The organism is Conyzicola nivalis (assembly GCF_014639655.1).
Classification (GTDB): domain Bacteria; phylum Actinomycetota; class Actinomycetes; order Actinomycetales; family Microbacteriaceae; genus Conyzicola; species Conyzicola nivalis.
Window position 1 is genome coordinate 1,392,888 of sequence record NZ_BMGB01000001.1, and the last position, 20,457, is coordinate 1,413,344.

20 protein-coding genes are annotated in these 20,457 nt (G+C 67.6%); 13 read left to right on the forward strand and 7 right to left on the reverse strand.

Annotation, left to right across the window (positions count from 1 at the left end; genetic code table 11):
* Positions 1–45 precede the first annotated feature (45 nt).
* Positions 46–903, reverse strand: a complete 858-nt coding sequence (locus IEV96_RS06885) for a helix-turn-helix transcriptional regulator (protein WP_188509901.1) — start codon at positions 901–903, stop codon at positions 46–48.
* Between the two features lie 101 nt (positions 904–1,004).
* Here IEV96_RS06885 and IEV96_RS06890 point away from each other — a divergent pair, with 101 nt between their 5' ends.
* On the forward strand, positions 1,005–1,700 hold the full coding sequence (locus IEV96_RS06890) for an SDR family oxidoreductase (protein ID WP_188509902.1): 696 nt from the start codon (positions 1,005–1,007) through the stop codon (positions 1,698–1,700).
* Between the two features lie 93 nt (positions 1,701–1,793).
* On the opposite strand, the gene IEV96_RS06895 is transcribed toward IEV96_RS06890, so the two are convergent.
* Both IEV96_RS06895 and IEV96_RS06900 read right to left on the reverse strand, forming a co-directional pair.
* Positions 1,794–4,328, reverse strand: a complete 2,535-nt coding sequence (locus IEV96_RS06895) for an ATP-dependent Clp protease ATP-binding subunit (RefSeq protein WP_188509903.1) — start codon at positions 4,326–4,328, stop codon at positions 1,794–1,796.
* Between the two features lie 354 nt (positions 4,329–4,682).
* Positions 4,683–5,543 (reverse strand): enoyl-CoA hydratase/isomerase family protein, encoded by an 861-nt coding sequence (locus IEV96_RS06900; RefSeq protein WP_188509904.1) that lies wholly within the window; start codon positions 5,541–5,543, stop codon positions 4,683–4,685.
* A gap of 67 nt (positions 5,544–5,610) precedes the next feature.
* Between IEV96_RS06900 and IEV96_RS06905 the strand changes: the two genes are divergently transcribed.
* From IEV96_RS06905 to IEV96_RS06915, 3 genes are all read left to right on the forward strand, one after another.
* The gene (locus tag IEV96_RS06905) at positions 5,611–6,165 is read left to right on the forward strand and encodes a TetR/AcrR family transcriptional regulator (protein WP_188509905.1); all 555 of its coding nucleotides are present in this window, start codon (positions 5,611–5,613) and stop codon (positions 6,163–6,165) included.
* A 190-nt stretch (positions 6,166–6,355) separates the two neighbouring features.
* The gene (locus tag IEV96_RS06910; protein WP_188509906.1) at positions 6,356–7,063 is read left to right on the forward strand and encodes a helix-turn-helix transcriptional regulator; all 708 of its coding nucleotides are present in this window, start codon (positions 6,356–6,358) and stop codon (positions 7,061–7,063) included.
* A gap of 75 nt (positions 7,064–7,138) precedes the next feature.
* A complete protein-coding gene (locus IEV96_RS06915; RefSeq protein ID WP_188509907.1) occupies positions 7,139–7,513 on the forward strand; it encodes a VOC family protein in 375 nt (124 codons plus the stop codon).
* A gap of 205 nt (positions 7,514–7,718) precedes the next feature.
* Here IEV96_RS06915 and IEV96_RS06920 read toward each other — a convergent pair whose 3' ends face one another.
* Positions 7,719–7,958, reverse strand: coding sequence for a hypothetical protein (locus tag IEV96_RS06920; protein ID WP_188509908.1), 240 nt, complete (start codon positions 7,956–7,958; stop codon positions 7,719–7,721).
* 150 nt (positions 7,959–8,108) lie between these two features.
* Here IEV96_RS06920 and IEV96_RS06925 point away from each other — a divergent pair, with 150 nt between their 5' ends.
* From IEV96_RS06925 to IEV96_RS06935, 3 genes are all read left to right on the forward strand, one after another.
* Positions 8,109–8,909 carry a hypothetical protein gene (locus tag IEV96_RS06925; RefSeq protein ID WP_188509909.1) on the forward strand — a complete coding sequence of 267 codons (801 nt, stop codon included), beginning with the start codon at positions 8,109–8,111 and terminating at the stop codon, positions 8,907–8,909.
* A 128-nt stretch (positions 8,910–9,037) separates the two neighbouring features.
* Positions 9,038–9,538: a hypothetical protein gene (locus IEV96_RS06930; protein ID WP_188509910.1), complete on the forward strand. Its 501-nt coding sequence runs from the start codon at positions 9,038–9,040 to the stop codon at positions 9,536–9,538.
* 258 nt (positions 9,539–9,796) lie between these two features.
* Entirely contained in the window at positions 9,797–9,934 is a 138-nt protein-coding gene (locus IEV96_RS06935) for a hypothetical protein (protein WP_188509911.1), read from the forward strand.
* 52 nt (positions 9,935–9,986) lie between these two features.
* Here IEV96_RS06935 and IEV96_RS06940 read toward each other — a convergent pair whose 3' ends face one another.
* Positions 9,987–10,820, reverse strand: a complete 834-nt coding sequence (locus IEV96_RS06940; RefSeq protein ID WP_188509912.1) for an aldo/keto reductase — start codon at positions 10,818–10,820, stop codon at positions 9,987–9,989.
* Between the two features lie 138 nt (positions 10,821–10,958).
* Complete coding sequence (locus IEV96_RS06945; RefSeq protein WP_229733123.1) at positions 10,959–11,291, reverse strand: hypothetical protein; 333 nt, start codon at positions 11,289–11,291, stop codon at positions 10,959–10,961.
* Positions 11,292–11,419: 128 nt separating this feature from the next.
* On the opposite strand from IEV96_RS06945, the gene IEV96_RS06950 reads away from it, so the two are divergent.
* The 4 genes from IEV96_RS06950 to IEV96_RS16780 all read left to right on the forward strand — a co-directional run bounded on the left by IEV96_RS06950 (position 11,420) and on the right by IEV96_RS16780 (position 18,147).
* A complete protein-coding gene (locus IEV96_RS06950) occupies positions 11,420–12,910 on the forward strand; it encodes an HNH endonuclease signature motif containing protein (protein WP_188509913.1) in 1,491 nt (496 codons plus the stop codon).
* 244 nt (positions 12,911–13,154) lie between these two features.
* The gene (locus IEV96_RS06955) at positions 13,155–13,610 is read left to right on the forward strand and encodes an SRPBCC family protein (protein WP_188509914.1); all 456 of its coding nucleotides are present in this window, start codon (positions 13,155–13,157) and stop codon (positions 13,608–13,610) included.
* Positions 13,611–13,716: 106 nt separating this feature from the next.
* The gene (locus tag IEV96_RS06960; RefSeq protein WP_188509915.1) at positions 13,717–14,190 is read left to right on the forward strand and encodes an NUDIX hydrolase; all 474 of its coding nucleotides are present in this window, start codon (positions 13,717–13,719) and stop codon (positions 14,188–14,190) included.
* Between the two features lie 171 nt (positions 14,191–14,361).
* Entirely contained in the window at positions 14,362–18,147 is a 3,786-nt protein-coding gene (locus IEV96_RS16780) for a rhamnogalacturonan lyase family protein (RefSeq protein ID WP_188509916.1), read from the forward strand.
* Between the two features lie 34 nt (positions 18,148–18,181).
* Here the strand turns inward: IEV96_RS16780 and IEV96_RS06970 are convergent, their stop codons facing one another.
* Positions 18,182–19,549 (reverse strand): MFS transporter, encoded by a 1,368-nt coding sequence (locus IEV96_RS06970; RefSeq protein ID WP_188509917.1) that lies wholly within the window; start codon positions 19,547–19,549, stop codon positions 18,182–18,184.
* Positions 19,550–19,602: 53 nt separating this feature from the next.
* On the opposite strand from IEV96_RS06970, the gene IEV96_RS06975 reads away from it, so the two are divergent.
* A complete protein-coding gene (locus IEV96_RS06975; protein ID WP_188509918.1) occupies positions 19,603–20,022 on the forward strand; it encodes a DUF1761 domain-containing protein in 420 nt (139 codons plus the stop codon).
* A 122-nt stretch (positions 20,023–20,144) separates the two neighbouring features.
* Positions 20,145–20,426, forward strand: coding sequence for a DUF1294 domain-containing protein (locus IEV96_RS06980; protein WP_188509919.1), 282 nt, complete (start codon positions 20,145–20,147; stop codon positions 20,424–20,426).
* Positions 20,427–20,457 lie beyond the last annotated feature (31 nt).

The window sequence follows — 20,457 nt, forward strand, 5'->3', positions numbered from 1 at the left end:
GCTCTCGGTCGGACACGCCCCGGCCGGGGACGCCGCGCGACGGCGTCAACCGGCGGGGGTCAGCTGTTGCAGCCCCGCGACGCGCAGCAGGTCGAGGCGGGCGGCGTCGGTCGAGCCCGGTTCGGCCGTGTAGACGACGACGCGCAGGTCACTGCCGGGCACCATCAGCACGTCGCAGTCGAGGGCGATGGGGCCCACCATCGCCGTGTGCACGATCTTCTTCGACGAGAGGTGAGTCGCCACCCGGGCGCACGACCAGAGGTCGGCAAACCGGGGGCTCGACTTCAGCAGCGTCGCGATCAGCTCGGCGAGGGCCCTGTCGTTCGGGTACCGCCCCGAGGCCGAACGCAGGTCGGCGGCGAGGTCGTGCTCGAAATTGTCGGCTTCCTCCACGCTCTGGATGATCTCGGGATTCTCCCCCGACATAAAGACGCGCCACGCGACGTTCGCCGCCCTGCCCGAATACAGGGAAGGGTCACCCTGCAGGGCCGCCCAGAGCGGATTCCAGCTGATCAGGTCCCACGTCGCAGAAAACACGGCCGCCGGTGTGTCGCCGAGACGGTCGACGATGCGCTGGATGCTCGGGGTGAGGTGTCGCGGAACGTCCGCGCTCGTGGGCACGGCCGCTCCGGCTACGCGGTAGAGGTGGTCGCGCTCCTCGTTCGTCAGGCGCAACGCGCGGGCGATCGCCGCCAGCACCTGGGGAGACGGACTCGTCGACCGTCCCTGCTCGAGCCGCACGAGGTAGTCGACGGAGACACCGGCGAGAGACGCGAGCTCTTCGCGCCGCAGACCGGGGGCGCGGCGGCCGCTGCCGCGCGGCATGCCCGCCGCCTCGGGGGCCAGCCGGTCGCGCCAGGCGCGCAGGATGACAGCGAGTTCGTGGGGCGCGACGTCGTTCATTGCTTCAGTCTCCACCCTGCGCGCCCGCGGATGGTGGTACTCGCAGTCCATAGTCAACAGCGTGCCTTCTCCACCGAACACGCCGGCCGCACGCTGGAGCCATGACAACAACACTCATCACAGGAGCCAACAAGGGTCTCGGTTTCGAAACCGCACGACGCCTCATCGAACTCGGCCACACCGTCTATCTCGGAGCCCGCGACGCAGAGAAGGGAGCGGCCGCGGCCGAATCGCTCGGCGCGAGGTTCGTACAGATCGATGTGACGGATGACGCGTCGGTGGCGGGCGCCGCGGCATCCATTCTCGAAGAGGCCGGCCACCTCGACGTGCTCGTCAACAACGCCGGCGTCTCGGGGTCGCAGGCCGACTCGGCCGACGTGACGGCCGACATCGTTCGCGAGGTGTACGACGTCAACGTGTTCGGCATCGTGCGCGTGACGCACGCGATGCTCCCGCTGCTGCGCAAGTCGCAGTCGCCCGTCGTCGTGAACGTCTCGAGCGGACTCGGCTCGTTCGACCGGGTGAACGACCCGGCGCACATCGAGTCGACCTTCGCGACGATCGCGTACGGCTCGTCGAAATCGGCTGCCACGATGCTCGCGGTGCAGTACGCGAAGGCGTTTCCCGAGATGCGGGTCAACGCGGTCGACCCCGGGTACACGGCGACCGACCTGAACGGCAACAGCGGACCGCAGACCGTGACCGAGGGAACCGACGCGGTCGTGGCGATGGCCACCATCGGCACCGACGGCCCAACGGGCACGTTCGTGGCGCGCGACGGGGTCATGCCCTGGTAGCGGTCACGCCGGTCGAGTAGGCCGCCCGCGGCCGTATCGAGACCTCGGGAGGGGTTTCGATACGGTCGCTAGAGCGACCTACTCAACCGGCAGTTAAGCCGCCAGCTGCGCTTCGACAGGCTCAGCGACCGTGACCCTGAGGGCACCGTCGACCGCGTCGACCGTGAGCGCTCCGCCGTCGAGCAGCGCGTCGGTCACGAGCAGGTCGGCGATGCGGTCGTCGAGCTCGCGCTGGATCAGCCGACGCAACGGGCGGGCACCGTACTCGGGCTCGTAGCCGTGCTCCGCGATCCAGTCCACGGCGGCGTCGGTGACGGTCAGCCCGATCGAGCGGCCGTCGAGTCGCGCCTGCGTCGCCGTGAGCAACAGCCGCACGATCTCGCGCAGCTGCGCCTTGTCGAGCTTGCGGAACAACACGATCTCGTCGATGCGGTTGAGGAACTCGGGGCGCATCGCCTCGCGCAGCTTGCCCATCACGCGGTCGCGCAGGTCCTTCTCCGACGCGAATCCGTCGGCGGTGGTCGACCCCACGAAGCCCATGGCCCCGCTGCGGCTGGCCAGCACCTCGGCACCCACGTTCGACGTCATGATGATGACGGCGTTGCGGAAGTCGACGGTGCGGCCCTGGCCGTCGGTGAGTCGCCCGTCATCCAGAACCTGCAACAGCAGGTTGAAGACGTCGGGGTGGGCCTTCTCGATCTCGTCGAACAGGACGACCGAGTAGGGGTTGCGGCGGATGCGCTCGGTGAGCTGTCCGGCCTCGTCGTAACCGACGTATCCGGGAGGGGCACCGACCAGCCGCGAGACGGTGTGACGCTCGCCGAACTCGCTCATGTCGAAGCGCAGCATGGCCTTTTCGTCGCCGAACAGCGACTCGGCGAGGGCCTTCGCCAGCTCGGTCTTGCCGACACCGGTCGGACCGAGGAAGAGGAAGCTGCCGACGGGCCGGTTCTTGTCGCCCATGCCCGTGCGGTTGCGCCGGACGGACTTGGAGACGACGGATACCGCGTCGTGCTGGCCGATCACGCGGGCGTGCAGCTCGGTCTCGAGCTTGGCAAGGCGCGAACGGTCGGCCTCGGTGAGGCGCGCCGCCGGGATACCCGTGGCACGCGAGATCACCGCCGCGATCTCGGCCTCGTCGACCACCGCGTCGGCCGGCGTCGACGACTTAGATCCGTCGAGCCTGGCCTGCACCGCTTCGATGTCGTCGCGGAACTTCGACGCCTCCTCGTACTTCTCGGCGGCGACGGCCGAGTTCTTCGAGGCCTCGAGGACGGCGAGCTCCTCGAGCAGCGCCGAGACGTCGACCTTCGAACCGAGCTTGAGGCGCAAGCGCGCCCCAGCCTGGTCGATGAGGTCGATGGCCTTGTCGGGCAGGAAGCGGTCGGTCACGTACCGGGCCGACAGCTCGACCGAGGCGCGGATGGCCGCATCCGTATATCTGACCGCGTGGTGGTCCTCGTATGCCTTGCGCAGCCCCGACAGGATGAGAACGGCGTCTTCGATGCCGGGCTCCCCCACCTGGACCGGCTGGAACCGGCGCTCGAGCGCGGGGTCCTTCTCGATGGAGCGGTACTCCTTGAGGGTGGTCGCGCCCACGAGGTGCAGGTCGCCCTTGGCGAGACGCGGCTTCAGGATGTTGCCCGCGTCCATGCCGCCCTCGCCCGCGCCACCGGCGCCGACGACGGTGTGGATCTCGTCGATGAAGATGATGAGGTCGCTCTTGTGGGCGCGGATCTCGTCCATGAGCTTGGTGAGGCGCTCCTCGAAATCGCCGCGGTACTTGGTACCGGCGAGCATGGCGGGCAGGTCGAGGCTGACGAGGCGCTTGCCCCGCAGTTGCTCGGGAACGCCGCCGTCGACGATTGCCTGGGCGAGTCCCTCGACGATCGCGGTCTTGCCGACGCCCGCCTCGCCGATGAGCACGGGGTTGTTCTTCGTGCGGCGGGACAGGATCTCGATGGTCTGCTCGATCTCGTCGGCGCGGCCGATCACCGGGTCGAGCTCGCCGTTGCGGGCGCGCTCGGTCAGGTCGGAGCCGTAGGTGTCGAGGGTCGGCGTCTCCGAGGTCTGCTCGGTCGCCGTCTCCTCCGTCTGGGGAGCGGTGGTCACGGTCTCGCGCAGGTTGTTCTGCAGGGCCTCGGGCGTCACGCCGGCGGCGGTGAGCACCTGGCCGGCGGGCGAGTCCTGGTTGAGAACGAGCGCGAAGAAGAGGTGCTCGGGGTCGATGTAGGTGCTGCCGGCCGCGCGGGCCACCTGCAGCGCGTGGAAGATCGCGCGCTGGCCGGATTGCGTCAGCGACGGGGTTTCGTCGCCCGCGTATCCGGATGCCTCGGGCAGACGCTTCTCGACGGCGGCGACGACGGCGTCCGGGCTCGCGCCGACACCGCGGATCGCGCCCGCGGCCGGCTCGTTCGCGGCAAGCACCCGCAGGATGTGCAGTGCGTCGAGCTCGTTGTGGCCGTGGTCGAGGGCGAACTGGCCGGCCTCGGCGAGCATCTCACGGCTGCTGCGGCTGAGCAGGCGGCCGATGTTGATGGCGCGCGGCGACTCGGCCGAGCGCTCGCCCTGTAGGTAGCGCGCGAGGAACTCGTCGAACGAGCTGCTGGCGTCTGGTGTGTTAGGCAATTATGACCTCCGTGGTGAAACTTGAGTGCCTTCGACTCAAGTTAACGCTCGGCCGGCGATTTCATTCCCGCATTGTGCCGTCGCATGAATTTTCAGACCTGTCGCGCGGTTGATGGGATCAAGCTCAGTAGTGCCGAGCCTGGTCCCATCTCGCGAGTCAAGAGCTTCTCGATGTACGGGGCTTCGCACAGCAAGCCGAGCAAGCACCGCCCGCACTCGCGTCCCCCTCGAAGTAACTTGCAGTTAGCGCACCCCCGCGGGCAATCTCACCGGGCGGGTCGCGAGCTACTCTCGCGACCCGCGGTTGCAGCGAGACGGGGTGACCGAAAACACCACTTCCGGTCACCCGACCGTTTACTCGGCGGCGGGCCAGGGAATGCTGCGGAGAGTTCCTTCGAGGTCGATCTCGCCGATGGGCTGCTGTCCGCCGTGGTCCATGAGGACGCGGACGCGGGCAACAACCGAAGGCGGCGAGGGGTAGACCTTGCCGTGGGCCTTGGCCTCTTCACGAAGGTCGGGAACGGGGCCGCTGGCTTCCGCGGCGTCGAAGGCCTCCTTGGCTGCCGTGGCGACACCCGTAGGTAGGGCGGCGATGCGACGCGCGATAGTGGATACCCACGCGTCGAGGTACTGGGGTGCGATTTCTCGGTTGATCCATCCGTATCGTTCGGCGGTGGCGCTGTCATACAGCTCACCGCTGAGGGCGATTTCCAGACCGCGGGCTCGGCCCACCAGACGGTTGAGGTACTGCGTGCCGCCGCCGCCGGGGAAAATACCCATGAGCGATTCCGGCTGAGACAGCCACGTCTCACCGGCAGCAGCGAAACGCATGTCTGCCGTCATCGCCAGCTCCGCGCCGCCAGCGCGGAGACGCCCTCGAAGCTTCGCAATAGTCACCTGGGGCAGGGTGCGCAGGCGCTCATGCAGCTGCTGCAACGGGTTCAGACCCGGGTCGCCATCAGGGTCCGCGAGGGCCATCAGCCCGCTGGGGTCGAACATCCACCCGTTGTCCGCGTGGGCAGCGAAGAAGTCCGGATTGGCGCTCTGGTAGACGATCACTTGCACTGATGAGTCGGTAGCCACGGTCCGTGCGAACCGCGTGAGGTCGCGGACCAATTTGGCATCCTCGACATTTACCGGCGGGTTATCCAAGGTCACGGTCGCGACCCCAGCATCCACGGCTACCCGGATCGCTTCAAAATTTTCGTACGTCATCGATTTCCTTTTGTAGTAGGGACTACAGAACCTAACACGGTTCTGTAGTGACTGCTAAAGTAAGTTCATGACTGGCAGACCTCGACTCTTCGATCGTGACGTCGCGCTCGACAGCGCTATGCGCGAATTCTGGGCTGAGGGATTCGATGGCGTGACGACGGCGAAGCTCGCGCAGAAGCTCGGCATCAACCAACCGAGCCTTTACGGAGCGTTCGGCAGCAAGACCGACCTCTTCGATGAAGCTGCCCAGCTCTACATCAGGGGCCTCGACGATGCCCTGCGGGCTGACCTTGCGCACTCATCTATCCGGGAAGTCGCTAAGGCGCTGTTCCGGTCGGCTGTCATTGGCTTCACGCGCGATGACGCTCCCCACGGATGCCTGGTAATGCGCGAACCGAGACTCGCCACACGCCGCGAACAGACCCGCGAGGCTATTCGACACCGTTTCGAGGCGGGCATTGTCGCCGGCGAATTCGGGAGCACCGCAGACGCCGAAGACATGGCCGAGTACGTGAACAGCGTTCTGGCAGGTCTCGCAGCGCGTGCTCTCGAAGGAGCCACCCGGAGCGAGCTTGAATCCGTCGCGAGAATCGCCCTGAGCCCGGTCCCGCTTGATCACTAGAAGCATTTAGCTTCGAGTTTCTTCAGCTCCGACGGCATGGCTGCGTCCGCTTTGCAGATCATAACGACTAGCGATCGATTAGCGCGTCCCGTGACTGCACTGCATCAGGCCGCGACGATGTCTGGCTCGCGCCCGCTGAAGGACCGGCTAACGGACATCAACTATCGATCCGCGGAACTAGGGTCGGGGTATGACTCGCACCGACAGGCTCTATGCACTCGTGGAGGAACTGCGGGCCGTGGCACCACGACCGAGAAGCGCCCGGTGGCTTGCCGACCGGTTCGGCGTGAGTTCGCGAACCATCGAGCGGGACTTGTCGGCGCTGCAGCAGAGCGGAGTGCCGATCTGGGCAGAACCCGGTCGTACAGGCGGATACTGCCTTGACACTGCGCACACCCTCTCACCGCTCGGGTTCACGGTCGACGAAGCTCTCGCCATGATGGTTGCCCTGGGCTCCTTGGCTACGAGCCCCTTCCGTGATTCGGCGACGTCGGCGCTGCGCAAGATCATCGCCGTCACAGACGATCGCAGTTTGAGGGAGACGGCCGACCTGGCTTCGCGCATCCACCTGCTCGGCGACGAAAAGCCGACCGGAGCGCCCCGTGGTCTAGCGGCAGCCTTGCGAACCGGACAGGTTCTTCGGATCTCGTACACCGACCGGGACGGCGGTGCGACCGAGCGGGACGTCGAACCGATGGGGTTCGTCGGTAAGGGTGACAGCTGGTACCTGATCGCGTGGTGTCGGCTTCGCGATGATCTTCGCGCGTTCCGGGGCGACCGGATCCTCCAGGCAGAGCCTCTGATCGAGCGGGCACCGCGTCGAACGCTCCGGGCGGAGGACCTCGGCATCGTCGAGGGGCGGCTGCGGGCAGTCGGGCTGGGCCAGAATTCGCCCTAAACACCGACACGACGTTGTCGCTCGGGCCACCCAAACTGATGACGCCGGGCTGGATGGCTCGGCTGGAAGGAAGACATGGAACTCGCATCAATCCGCATCATTACGCAGGACGTCGACCGGCTCACCCGCTTCTACGAGGCGGTGACGGGAATCACGGCCACGCGGCCCGCTCCGGTGTTCGCAGAATTGCGAACAGACTCGGGCACCCTGGCGATAGCGAGCACGGCGACGGTCGCCATGCTCGGCAACAGCGCGCCACAACCGGCCAGCAACAACTCGATCATCATCGAATTCCTTGTCACCGACGTCGACGCCGAATTCGCACGCCTCCACGACGTGCTTGACGACGTCGCGCTTCGGCCAACAACCATGCCGTGGGGCAACAGGTCTACCCTCTTCCGCGATCCTGACGGCAACCTCGTCAATCTCTTCTCACGCCCAGCCCCGTGATCGGACGGCGGCCTTCAGGTGCCCGTTGAGGGATCCTGAAACGGACACCCGAAGCCGGCCCCTCGGCCTCCGGTGAGGCGGCTGCGCGATAAGAGACCGCCACTTCAGAGAACATCCGGTATCACCTACCCGCCTGTTCGCCTGTCCCAAGCACGTAGCTTCTCCGCAACCCAAGGCCCCTCTCGAGATCTCCTGGGAAACGAGGCTATTTAACGGGGGTCGAGCGGCGGTCGGTGGTGAGGAGCCTCACCGCGCCGATAATGGCGACGAGGGCCAGCACCACCGAAAGCGTCGAGGTGATCGCGAGGAAGAGCGCTGCGAATCCGTCGGCCGATTCGAAGACCCGCTGACCGACCAGACCCAAGGCTGCGAGGGCGCCGGCGATCAGGGCTAAGAGAGCAATTCGAGTCCACGTGGCTCGGGCGGTGGGAGGCCGGGAAGTCATGGCGGGAGCCTAGCGCGCTATCGCCCACCCGACCTATCGCCACACGCACACATTCGTGTCGAGCGCCACTACCGGGTAAACCATTGCCCGTCGGTGTGCCGAGGGTGCTTAGTGGATGTGCACCGTCTCCACGTACAAAGGGGTAACACCATGACCAACGCAAACGATCCCATCGAAAACGACCGCCGACGGGAGGCCGCCGCGGCCGACGCCTCGGCCGGACACCGGGCAGATCGCCCCGTCGACGCTGAGCCCGCCCGCACGGTCGACGCGGACGGCACCCCGGTCGCCGAACGTCCCGTCGTTTACGAACAGCCCGTGACATCCACCGGCAGCGTCCCGTCCGAGCGCCGACCCGCCACCGAACCGAGCGCCGACGGCCGCACCGTGCGCCAGAACGTCGTAGCCCGCGAGAAGGAAGAATTCGGCGGGTTCAAGTTCGGCTCGGCGTTCTTCGGCTGGCTGACCGCCACCGGTACCGTCGTGATCCTGACCGCCCTGGTCGCCGGGGCCGGAGCCGCCCTTGGCCTCGGCACGGAGACCACGAGTGACGACGTGACCGACGTCGCGCAGGCCGACGCCGAGACCATCGGCATTATCGGAGCGATCGCGGTCCTCGTGATCCTGCTGATCGCCTACTACTGCGGCGGGTACGTCGCGGGCCGCATGGCGCGGTTCAGCGGCGCGAAGCAGGGCGTCGCGGTATGGATCTGGGCGATCGTGATTGCCATCGTGCTGGCCATCGTCGGAGCGATCGCGGGTAGCCAGTACAACGTGTTGTCGAGCCTCGACACCTTCCCTCGCATCCCGATCGGCGAGGGCGAACTCACCACAGCGGGCATCATCACCGCCGTGCTGGCGCTCGTCGTGAGCCTCGCGGGAGCCGTTCTCGGCGGACTCGCCGGCATGCGCTACCACCGCAAGGTCGACCGCGCGGGACTCGGTAAGTAACGCTCCGCCATCACCACCCAAGAAAAGCCGCCCGCGTCTGACGCGGGCGGCTTCTCCGTGCGTGTTGTGGTTGGTCGGCGCTCGACGATCCCGTAACCTGAGGTTTCCACACGGTGAAGGGGCGGTAGATGACGGACAGCGGCGCGACCCCGTCGGTGCCGCGACCACTCATCTCGAGGTTCGCGCTGGCGGTCGTCGGGGCTTCGTTCGTCGGCGGCGCCGCCGTCCGTTGGACGATCGCGCTCGTCGCCATCGCACAGGCGCGGCACGAAGTCTCCGGCCTGCAGACGATCCTCCTCGGTGCGACGCTCGGGCTCGTGATCGGGTACATGGTCGCGGTCATCGTCGTCGGTGTCGCCCTGCACAACCGGGAACGCGGCGGGCGCTTCACGGTGATCTTCGCGAGTGTGCTGCTGGCCGTGCACCTGTACTCCGGCATGAGCCGGGGCGTCGGCATTCTCGCCATTCCGTCGGTCGAGTCGTCGCTCGACTTCTCCTGGCTGTACCTCGTGCCGCCGCTGTTCACCGTGCCGGCCGCGGTCCTACGGCTGATCAGGTGGCGATGGACTATCGGGGTGGCGGCGGCGGGCGTCGCGCTCGCCGCGGTGCTCGGTGCGGTGGCCGGGTAACAGTGTCGTCCGGAGGCGTGTCGGCGCAGCATCCGCATCTCTTGCCGACGGAGCCGGTCTCTAGCGCCCGGTGGGCATCCCGACTTACACTCTCGACATGTGGCTACTACTCGTGGACGTCGTGGTGAACGTGCTCGGCTTCGTGTTCGACACGAAGCGCTACCGCACGAGGCGTCGAGTCTCATAATCCGCCCCGAGCGCTTGATCGCTGCGGGGGCGCCGCGTAGACATGAACCACACGAAAGTTAGGTGCTCCACATGAACGACAAGAAAAAGCCAGACGGACTCGGCGACGACCAGACCATCCCGAACTCCGACGACGGAATCGCGGTGACCCTCGGGGCCGACAGCAACTTCAACCCCGAAGAAGACGAAGAGTCAGAGTCGACCAAGTAGAACGACAAACTGCCCGCCTCGATCGAGGCGGGCAGTTTCGTTTAACCGGGGGTTACGGGATCCAGTTGAACGTGTCGGGGTCGGGGCCGGTGCGCTCGTCGCGGTTGAGCTTCGCGATGGCGGCGATGTCGTCGTCGGTCAACTCGAAGTCGAACAGGGCGAGGTTCTCCTCGACCCGGCTGCGGGTGACCGACTTCGGGAACACGATGTCGCCACGCTGGATGTGCCAGCGCAGCGTGACCTGGGCGGCGCTGCGGCCGACCCGGTCGGCGATCGCGGTGACGACGGGGTCGGTGAGCACGTTGCCCTTCGCGATCGGCGACCACGCCTCGGTGGCGATGCCGTGCTCGGTGTTGAACGCGCGGGCGACTTCGTTCGTGAGGTACGGGTGCACCTCGATCTGGTTGACGGAGGGCACGGTCTCGGTCTCGTCGAACAGACGCTGGAGGTGCGCGGGCTGGAAGTTGGACACGCCGATCGAGCGGACACGGCCGGACGCCTTCATCTCCTCCATGGCCTTCCAGGTCTCGACGTAGTCGCCGACGGCCGGCATCGGCCAGTGGATGAGGAAGAGGTCGAGCGTCTCGAAGCCGAGCGTCTCCATGGTGGTGTCGAACGCCTTGAGCGCGTCTTCGCGCGCGTGGAACGTGTTGTTGAGCTTGCTCGTGACGAAGATCTCGTCGCGCGGAATGCCGGACTCGACGAGGGCCTCGCCGACACCCTTCTCGTTGCCGTACATCTCGGCGGTGTCGATGTGGCGGTAGCCGACCTCGAGCGCCTGGAGCGTGGCTTCCTTGGTGTCCTCTGGCGGGACCTGGAACACGCCGAATCCGAGCTGGGGAATCTCTACGCCGTCGTTCAGTTTGATGGTGGGTACTGCACTCATAGAGCCGTTCTCCTTACATTGCGGAACAGTGACGGGTTGCGCCACATCGACAAGCCAACGCCTGTCGCGCCGAGATATATACCGGATGACACGGATTAGGTTTTTCGTCGCTGGGTGAGTAAGGCCGTCTGCAGCCTCCTACCGCTTGCGCCTGCCGCCGGACGCCAGCGCAATTCCGACGATGCCCCAACTCACCGCCCAGGCGAGCGGCACCGTGACCGCGAGCAGCGCCACGAGATTCGGCTTGAATCTCGCGCCGTCCGGCCCGCGCACGTAGGCGCCGACGGGGATGCTGGCGCCTCCGCCGCCCCCTCCGCCCTGCTCGGCTTCGTCGCTGCCGCCGCCGAATCCGAACCAGACCACCGCGACGGGAACGAGCTCGACCCCGCCGACGGTGACCGGCTCTCCATAGCTTGCCTTCGCGCCAACGGACGTGACCTGTTGCGCGATTTTCTCCACAATGTTCGCCATGGGCACGACCGTACTCGCGGTGGTAGGGGGCGGGTCAACCGGTCCTCCACAGAAACTGCCTGTGGACAACGGTCCCGAGTTTGCCCGGATCTTCCCCACCCGCAAACCTCGCTTGGGAAAATTGACCCATGTCTTCCACGGTCCCTCTCGATGCGGCTATCGCCACCCTGCTGCAGTGCGCAGAGGCGGTGCCTTCGGATGCCACGGTCTTCACGTCACTCCCCGACGACGAGCTGCTGGCGGCTCAGCGGTCCCTCGCGGCGGTGCGCCGTGCCGTCGACACCGCGGCGGCGGTCGTCGCCGGCGAAGTGGGGCGGCGCTCCGACCCGTCGCTCGGGCATTCCGGGTTGGCACAGCGCTCGGGGTTCCGTACGCCCGAGAAACTCGTGCAGCACGAGACGGGCTCGACGGCACGCGACGCGGTCACTCTGGTGAAAGCCGGCGCCCTCGTGCTCGACGCCCACGAGCCGACGCCGTCGGGCTCGTCCTGGATGCGCGAGGTCGGGCGAGCGGTGACGGCGGGAACGCTGTCGGTCGCGGCGGCCACGTCAATCCAAGCGGGGCTGGGCGTGCCGGCCGAGGGAGTGACCGCCGAGCAGCTAGCCGAGGCCGCGGCACTACTGGTCTCGTTGCCGCTCGACGCAGACGCGATGTTCAAGCGCGCCCGCGAACTGCGCGACGACCTCGACGAAGCCGGCATCGTCGAGCGTGAACGCCAGATCTACGAGCAGCGCGCCGTGCGGCGGGTGCGGCGCCCGAACGGCCTCAATCGGTACATCGTCGACGCCGATCTCGAGTCCACGGCGTTCCTCGACTCCCTCTACGACTCGATCACCTCGCCTCGCCGGGGCGGGCCACGGTTCGTCGACCCCGACGACAAGGCGTGGGCGGATGCCGTCGTGGCCGACGGGCGCACGACCGACCAGTACGTGCACGACGCGTTCCTTCAGGTTCTGCGCACCGGCTCGGCGGCCGACGAATCGCGCATAGTCGTGGGGTCTCGCGTGCCGGCGGTGCGGCTGCTCGCCAACGTGTCAGCGCTCGAGGCGGCGAAACGCGCCCGTGCGGGTTCGGCGTTCGGCACTGGTGGCGGTGGCGGTGCTGGTGCTGGAGGCGGCGCGGGTGCGGGTGCTGCTGCCGGTGCCGCGCCAGCCCCGGTTAGCGGCCACGGACGCATCGAGGGACTCGACATACCGGTCTCCATCGCGACGATCGAACGCAATGCTTGCGACGTGGGCACTCTCACGATCGACTTCTTCACCGGCCAACCCATCGACGTCGGGCGCGAACAACGCCTGTTCACGGCACGGCAACGCATCGCGCTCGCCGCCCGCGATGGCGGTTGTCGATGGCCAGGCTGCGACCGGCCACCCTCTTGGACCGAAGCGCACCACATACGGCACTGGAAACGCGACCACGGGCCCACCAACATCGAGAACGGCATCCTGCTCTGTCGACATCACCATCTGCTGCTGCACGACAACGGATGGGAGATCATGCGCAACGGGCCCGACTACTGGCTGTTGCCTCCCGCCGACATCGACCCCGAGCGCGTGCCGCGCGAGATGCCCTCGAAGAGCGCGGCACTTCGCGACCTCGAGCGGGAGGCGGCGGGCTGACGGGGGCGGGCGCCGTCGCCGGACGGCGAACGGCGAACCGGCGAACGGGCGATCCTGTGAACGGGCGATCCTGTGAACGGGCGACCGGCCCCGGACACTAGCACCCGACCGTCGCGGTGGCGAGGGGCAGCGAGCGCTCCGGCGGCTCCGTAACGTCGAAGGGGTGGCCACGACCCTTGTGGCCGGCACATCAATGCAACCGACAGATCAATCCACCAGAGAGATCAACAGGAAGAAGAGAGCAATGCCCCAGGTCATCAAAACCGTCGACGTCAACGTTCCCGTTTCGACGGCCTACAACCAGTGGACGCAGTTCGAGACGTTCCCCAAGTTCCTGAGCTTCGTCGAGTCGATCACGCAGACCACCGATACCCTCACCCACTGGAAGGTCAAGGTCGCCGGCATCGAGCGCGAATTCGACGCCGAGATCACCGAGCAGCACGCCGACGAGCGCGTCGCCTGGAACAGCGTCGGCGGCGAAGAGAACCACGCCGGCGTGGTCACCTTCCACAAGCTGAAGGACGACGAGACGCGCGTGACCGTGCAGCTCGACTGGGAAGCCAGCGGCCTTGCCGAGAAGGCCGGCGCCGTACTCGGCGTCGACGACCACATCATAAAGAGCGACCTCGACAACTTCAAGAAGTTCATCGAGGAGCAGCACACCGCGACAGGTGCCTGGCGCGGAGACGTCGCCAACTAACGAGACCTCCCACTCGTACATGGCGCACCGCACGGTGTAGTCGGTTAGTTACCTCGAAGGCCCCCGCAGCTTCCGCTGCGGGGGCCTTCGCCGTTTAGGCTGAGGGATGCCTACCTCCGCCGACCACAGCGCGGGCATCCTGCTGTACCGGCGACGCGAGACGCTCGAAGTGTTCATCGGCCACATGGGCGGCCCGATCTGGGCGAGACGGGATGCCGCGGCGTGGTCGATCCCGAAGGGACTCATCGAACCCGGCGAAGACGAGTTCGAGACCGCCCGGCGCGAATTCGCCGAGGAGATCGGCCAGCCCGCACCTCGGGCCGAGTACGTGAGGCTCGGCGACTTCCGGTACGTGTCGGGCAAGGTCGTGACTGTGTTCGCGGCCGAGGGCGACCTGCATTTCGACGAGCACGCCTTCGCGAGCAACCCCGTCACCGTCGAGTGGCCGCGCGGAAGCGGGCGCGAGATCACCTTTCCCGAAATCGACCGCGCCGAGTGGTGCTCGGCGGAAGTCGCGCGCACGAGACTCGTCAAGGGCCAGGTGCCGGCGCTGGGCGCGCTCGAGGCGACGCTGCGCTAGGGCGCCCTCTTTCGGTTAAACCGTTGACCGTCGCGGGGTGCCGCGGATAGATTCGACACACAACTCGGAAAGCGGTTTCCGATTGGGCGCGCTCCACCACATTCCGGTGCGTCACGATCAATGCAGAATCAAGGGAGATTCGAATTGACCAGCCCTGTCTTCAGTAGACCCATGCCCGACCCCGTCACCCATGATCGGCGCCGCATGCGCGTCGCTGCCGCGGCCAGCACGGTCGCCGTCGCGGCCCTGATCGGCGCTATCGCCACCCCCGGCCTGGCCAACGCCGCGCCGGTCGCGCCGCTCGCCTACGACTTCGGCACGGCCACATCCGTGGTCGCGGCCGGCCACACCCGGGTCAGTTCGACGACCCTCTACACCGCCGACCTCGGGTACGGCTTCACCAGCCTGGCCACGCTCATCGACCGTGACCGGGGCGCCGCGAGCGGCGACGTGCAACGCGACTTCGTCACCGGCACCTCGCCGATCGAATTCAAGGCCGACATCCCGAACGGCGAATACCAGATCACCGCCTGGACCGGCGACATGATCGCCTCGAGCTCCACGAACATCTCGTTCGAGGGCGTCGCGCTCGGCAACCAGAGTTCCGCGAGCGGCGTCGTCGCCGAACGCGTCGCGCCGAGCGTCGTCGTCTCCGACGGGCAGCTCAACGTGGTCTACACCGGAAACTCGCCGCGCATCAACGGACTCAGGATCGAACCGACGATCGCCGCGCCGACCGCCCTCGCGGTAACCAGCGTCAACGCCCTCGCCACGCCGCCGAGCGTCGACCTCGCCTGGCAGCCCGTCGACGGCGCGAGCGGATACCGCCTGTTCCGCTCGACCACCGCCACCGGCGCGAGCGGCCCGGTCGCCGAGGTCACCGCGCCCGCTGCGACCGACGCCACCGTGACCCTCGGGCTCGAGTACTTCTACACGGTCGTGGCGCTCAACGCGTCGGGCCAGCCGTCCGGCCCGTCCAACCAGGTGAACGCGAAGATCGTCGACGCCGACACTCCCGTTCCCGCCGTGCCCACCGGATTCACCCTCGGCGTGGTCAACCGCAACGACGTCACCTTCTCCTGGACCGCGGATGACACGGCCACCGGCTACACCGTCGAGCGGGGTCTCACGGCGGACGGCCCGTTCCAGACTGTCGGCACCACTACCGCGCCGACCTTCACCGACACCATGGTTCTCACGACCCGGGCATATTTCTACCGGGTCATCGCGGTGAACGCCGGCGGAGCATCCGCGGCTTCTGCGTCCTTCGCGACCCCGGTGGCGACGACCCTCGTTCGCCAGGCCGAGTACCTCGACCGCGCGCCCGTGGCCGTCAAGACCGACGACGGCGTCTATCTCGGCTGGCGCATGCTCGGACTCGACAGCGACGACATCTCGTTCGCCGTCTACCGCGACGGCGCACGCATCAGCAGCACGCCGATCACCGGCAGCACCAACCTCGTCGACCCGGACGGCACCGAGCAGTCCCAATACTTCGTCACGGCGCAGATCGGCGACCGGGAGGTCACCGTGACCGACGCGTTCGGCGTCTGGGCCGAGCAGCACCTCGACATCCCGCTCGACAAGCCGGCCGACGGCGTCCACGCGAACGGGCTGGCCTACACCTACTCCCCCGGTGACGCGAGCGTCGGCGACCTCGACGGCGACGGCGAGTACGAGATCGTGATGCTGTGGAGCCCGTCCGATTCGAAGGACAACTCGCAGGCGGGCTACACGGGCGAGGTCTTCGTCGACGCGTACCGGTTAGACGGCACGAAGCTCTGGCGCATCCAGCTCGGCAAGAACATCCGTGCCGGCGCGCACTACACGCAGGTGCAGGTCTTCGACTACGACGGCGACGGGAAGGCCGAGGTCGCGTTCAAGACCGCGGACGGCACCGTCGACGGCGCGGGCACCGTGATCGGCAACGCCGCCGCCGACTACCGCAACAGCGGCGGGTACATCCTGAGCGGCCCAGAATTCCTCACGGTGTTCGACGGCGCGACGGGAGCAGCGATCGACACCGTCGACTACGAGCCGGGGCGCGGCAACGTCGCGTCGTGGGGTGACTCCTACGGCAACCGGGTCGATCGCTTCCTCGCCGGCACGGCCTACCTCGACGGGGAACACCCGAGCCTCGTGGTCAGCCGCGGCTACTACACGCGCACGGTCATCGTCACGTACGATCTGGTCGCGGGCGAGCTCGTGAAGCGCTGGAGCTTCGACTCGAACACGGCCGGCGCGCAGTACACCGGTCAGGGCAACCACAACCTCTCGGTGGCCGACGTCGACGGCGACGGCCTCGACGAGATCACGTTCGGCGCCATGGCGCTCGACGACGACGGCAGCGTGCTCTACAACACCAACCTGCACCACGGTGACGCGTCGCACCTCACCGACCACATCCCGAGCCGGCCCGGTCTCGAGGTCTACAGCGTGTTCGAGGACCTCGGCGCCAACGGCGGCATCGCGGCCGCCATGCGCGACGCGAAGACCGGCGAGGTGATCTGGTCGACGAAGGGCACGAGGGACACCGGTCGCGGAGCCGCGGGCGACATCGATCCGACGCACGCGGGCAACGAGGCGTGGTCGATCGGCGGGGACTACGCGTGGAACTCGCGCGTCGGAACGCTGAAGACCGCCGAGGGAGAACAGCTCTCGACGAGCATCCCGGCCGCCAACTTCCTCACCTGGTGGGACGGCGACCTGCTGCGCGAGATCACCGACCACGCCTGGGACGCCACGGCGCTCACCGGTGTGCCGACCATCTCCAAGTGGGACTGGACGACCAACGAGTCGGTCGAGGTGTTCCGCGCCACGGGCACCCGATCGAACAACGGCACGAAGGGCAACCCGGTGCTGCAGGCCGACCTGTTCGGCGACTGGCGCGAGGAGATCGTGACGCGCGGCGACGACGGGACGTTCCTGCGGGTGTTCACGACGGTGGATGAAACGGAGCACCGCATCCGCACCCTCATGCACGACCCCGTCTACCGCGCCGGCGTCGCCTGGCAGAACACCGCCTACAACCAGCCGCCGCACACGGGTTTCTTCCTGGGCGACGGCATGGCGACCCCCGCGGCTCCGTCGATCGCGTACGTCGCCCATCAGACGGTGACGGATGACACGGCTCCCGTTCTCGCAGGGCTGCCGTCGGGCACGGTAGCGACACCCGTGCAGCTCGGCGTCACGGCGACGGACGCCGAGAGCGGCGTGCGCACCCTCGAGGTGACGCTCGACGGTGCGGCGGTCGCACCCGACGCGCTCGTCGCCGCCGAGCCGGGCGAACGCGAGCTGGTCGTGCGCGCCGTGAACAACGCCGGTCTCGAGACGGTGGAGCGGGTCACGCTGCTCGTGCTGCCCGCGGACTCGGCGAAGACGGCGCCCGGTCGTGGCACGCTCACGTCGACCAGCGGCCGGGAGAACGGGCTGCACGACGGCAACTACGGCATCACCATGAACCTGTGGTGGGGCGAGAACGGCACGGCGTTCCGGCTCTACGAGAACGGCATCCTGGTGAGCACGAAACTGCTCGCCGACCAGTCGCCGCTCGCGCAGACCGCCGGGTTCGCGGTGACCGGCAAGCCGAACGGTCGCTACGTCTACACGGGCGAGCTGATCAACTCCAAGGGCGTGACCGCGACGACGTCGGTGACGGTCGTGGTGAACGCGGCCAACCCCGGCGTCGCGGTGCTGAGCCACAACAACTGGGACGGCGACGGCGCGTTCGCCGTGACCGGCAACCTGTGGTGGGATACGAACGGCACGTCGTACACCCTGTTCGAGAACGGGGTGGCCGTGTCATCCGGGCCCCTCGTCGGATCGTCGCCCAGCGCGCAGAAGATCGCCGTGCCGCTCACCGGACGGGCGGTCGGCAGCTATGAGTACCGGCTCGAGTTGGCGAACGCGGCCGGCGCGACGTCGAGTGCGCCGCTGACGGTGGTGGTCAAGAAATAGCGCCGGCGGCTGGTCGAGTGGGTCGGTGGTGTGCCTACTCGACCACCGGCGTGCGCGCGTGCACCCGGGCGGCGATCGGGATCGCGACCAGGGCCAGCACCGTCGTCAACGCCAGAGCCGCGACGAAACCGCCGCCGCTCGCCGCGCCGAACGCGGTGAAGACCAGACCGGCGAACGCGATCGCCGTGGCCGCCGCCGTCGAGTCGGCGATGGTCAGTGCCGAGCTGTTGAACCCCTGATCGGTGTCGCTGGAGAGCGACAGTACGAGGGTCGACAGGCGCGGGAAGAGCAGGCCCATACCTCCGCCGGCGAGCAGCCAGCCCGCCGCCGCGACGATCGGGGTCAACAACAGGGCCGCGGTCAGCAGCTCCACGGCTATACCGGCGAAGACGATGGCCGCGCCGATGCGCACGGTAGCGGCATGCGACATCCGGTCACCGAGGCGCCCCTGCAGGGTCGATCCGGCGGCCCACGACAGCGCGCCGACCGTGAGGATGAGGCCCGCGAGCCACGACGGCAGGCCGTACTGTTCGTGCAGCAGGTAGGGCAGGTAGACCTCGGTCGCGAAGAACGGCGCCGCGACCGCGCCGCGCAGCAGCACGGTCGCGGGCAGACCGCGTCGCGCGACCAGGGTGCCGCGCGGCAGCAGCGGACGCAGCGCGATCACCACGACCACGAAGGCCACCCCGACGATGGGCCAGGCGAACGGTCCGCCGTTTTCGCCGCCGAGCCCGATGGCGAGCACCGCGATGGCGACCACGATCGCCCAGAGAACCGCCCAGCGGGCGCCCGACGTTCCGACGACGACGTCCACCGACCGCAGGTGGCGCAGCGCGGGGACGATCGCCCCGGCGGCCACCACGCAGATCGCCCCGACACCGAGGAACACCCAGTGCCAGCCGACCGTGTCGGCCACGGCACCGGCGACGGGCGGACCGATGAGCGACGGCAACACCCACGCCGTCGCGAAGGCGCCGAACATGCGCGGGTGCAGCGCGGCCGGGTAGATGCGCGCGACGACGACGTAGAGCGCGACGATCGTCGCGCCAGAGCCGAGGCCCTGCAGGAAACGGCCGACGATGAACACGGGCATGTTCTCGGCCGTACCGGAGAGCACCAGACCGACGACGAAGACGACCATCGAGGCGACGAGCGGTCCGGACGGTCCACGCCGGTCGGACCAGCCGCCCGCGACGACCATGCCGATCACACTGGCCGCCAGCGTGGCCGAGAAGGCGAGCGAATAGAGCGCCTCGCCGTCGAGTTCGCGGCTGACGGTGGGCATTATCGTGGTCACGGCGAGCGACTCGAACGCGCCGAGGAAAATCAGGGTGATGGCGCCGACCGTTGTCCAGAAGTACTGCGGGGCGAGAAGTCGTTCTGCTGGTCGGGTGGCACTCATGGTTCTTCGAGGTTAGCCATAGAATTCGTTCAACCGCACGCCGAAAGGACATCATGGCTCCCGAAATCAACTACTGGGCGGTCATTCTCGCGACGCTGTCGAGCATGATCGTCGGCTCGGTCTGGTACACGCCGAAGGTGTTCGGCACCTATTGGATGCGCTTGGCGAAGATCACGCCCTCGGGCAACGCGAAGGACGCGATCTGGCCCATCACCATCACGCTCATCGTGAGCTTCATCACCGCGTGGGTGCTCGCGGGCGCCGTGTACATCTCGTGGGACTTCTACGGCGGCAGCTTCCTCGTGAACGCGCTGGTGACCACGATCATCCTCTGGGCGGGCTTCACCGCCGCGCGGTTCATCACCCACGACGCCTTCGACGGTCGTCCGAGCGGGCTCACCGTGTTGAACATCGCGCACGAGTTCGTGACGCTCGTGATCATGGCGCTCATCATCGGTGTGTGGCCGGCGTAGCTCGCGGGGCCACGGCGGCTGCGCGAACCAGAGCGGCGCCCGCCCTGCCCGGCTATCTCGCGATGGCGGCCTTCGCGGCGCTGTATCTCGGCGTCTGGATCGAGTGGCCCTTTCCGGTCTGAGTGCACGCTCTCTACCTTGGCGCCGGCGTCGTGACCTTCGTCGTCTACGCCATCGACAAGAGAGCCGCCCGAACCGGCAGGCACCGCATCTCGGAAAACACCCTGCACCTGCTCGCTCTCCTCGGCGGCTGGCCGGCGGCCGTGATCGCCCAGCAGACGCTGCGGCACAAGACGGCCAAGCGCTCGTTCCGGGCGGTCTTCTGGGTCACCGCGGCCGCGAATGTCATCGCGTTCGTGGCTCTCACGACGCCCGTGGCAAGCGTCTTGCGGATAGCAGGCTGAAATGCAAGGCCTCCGCTGAACGGCCGCCGCG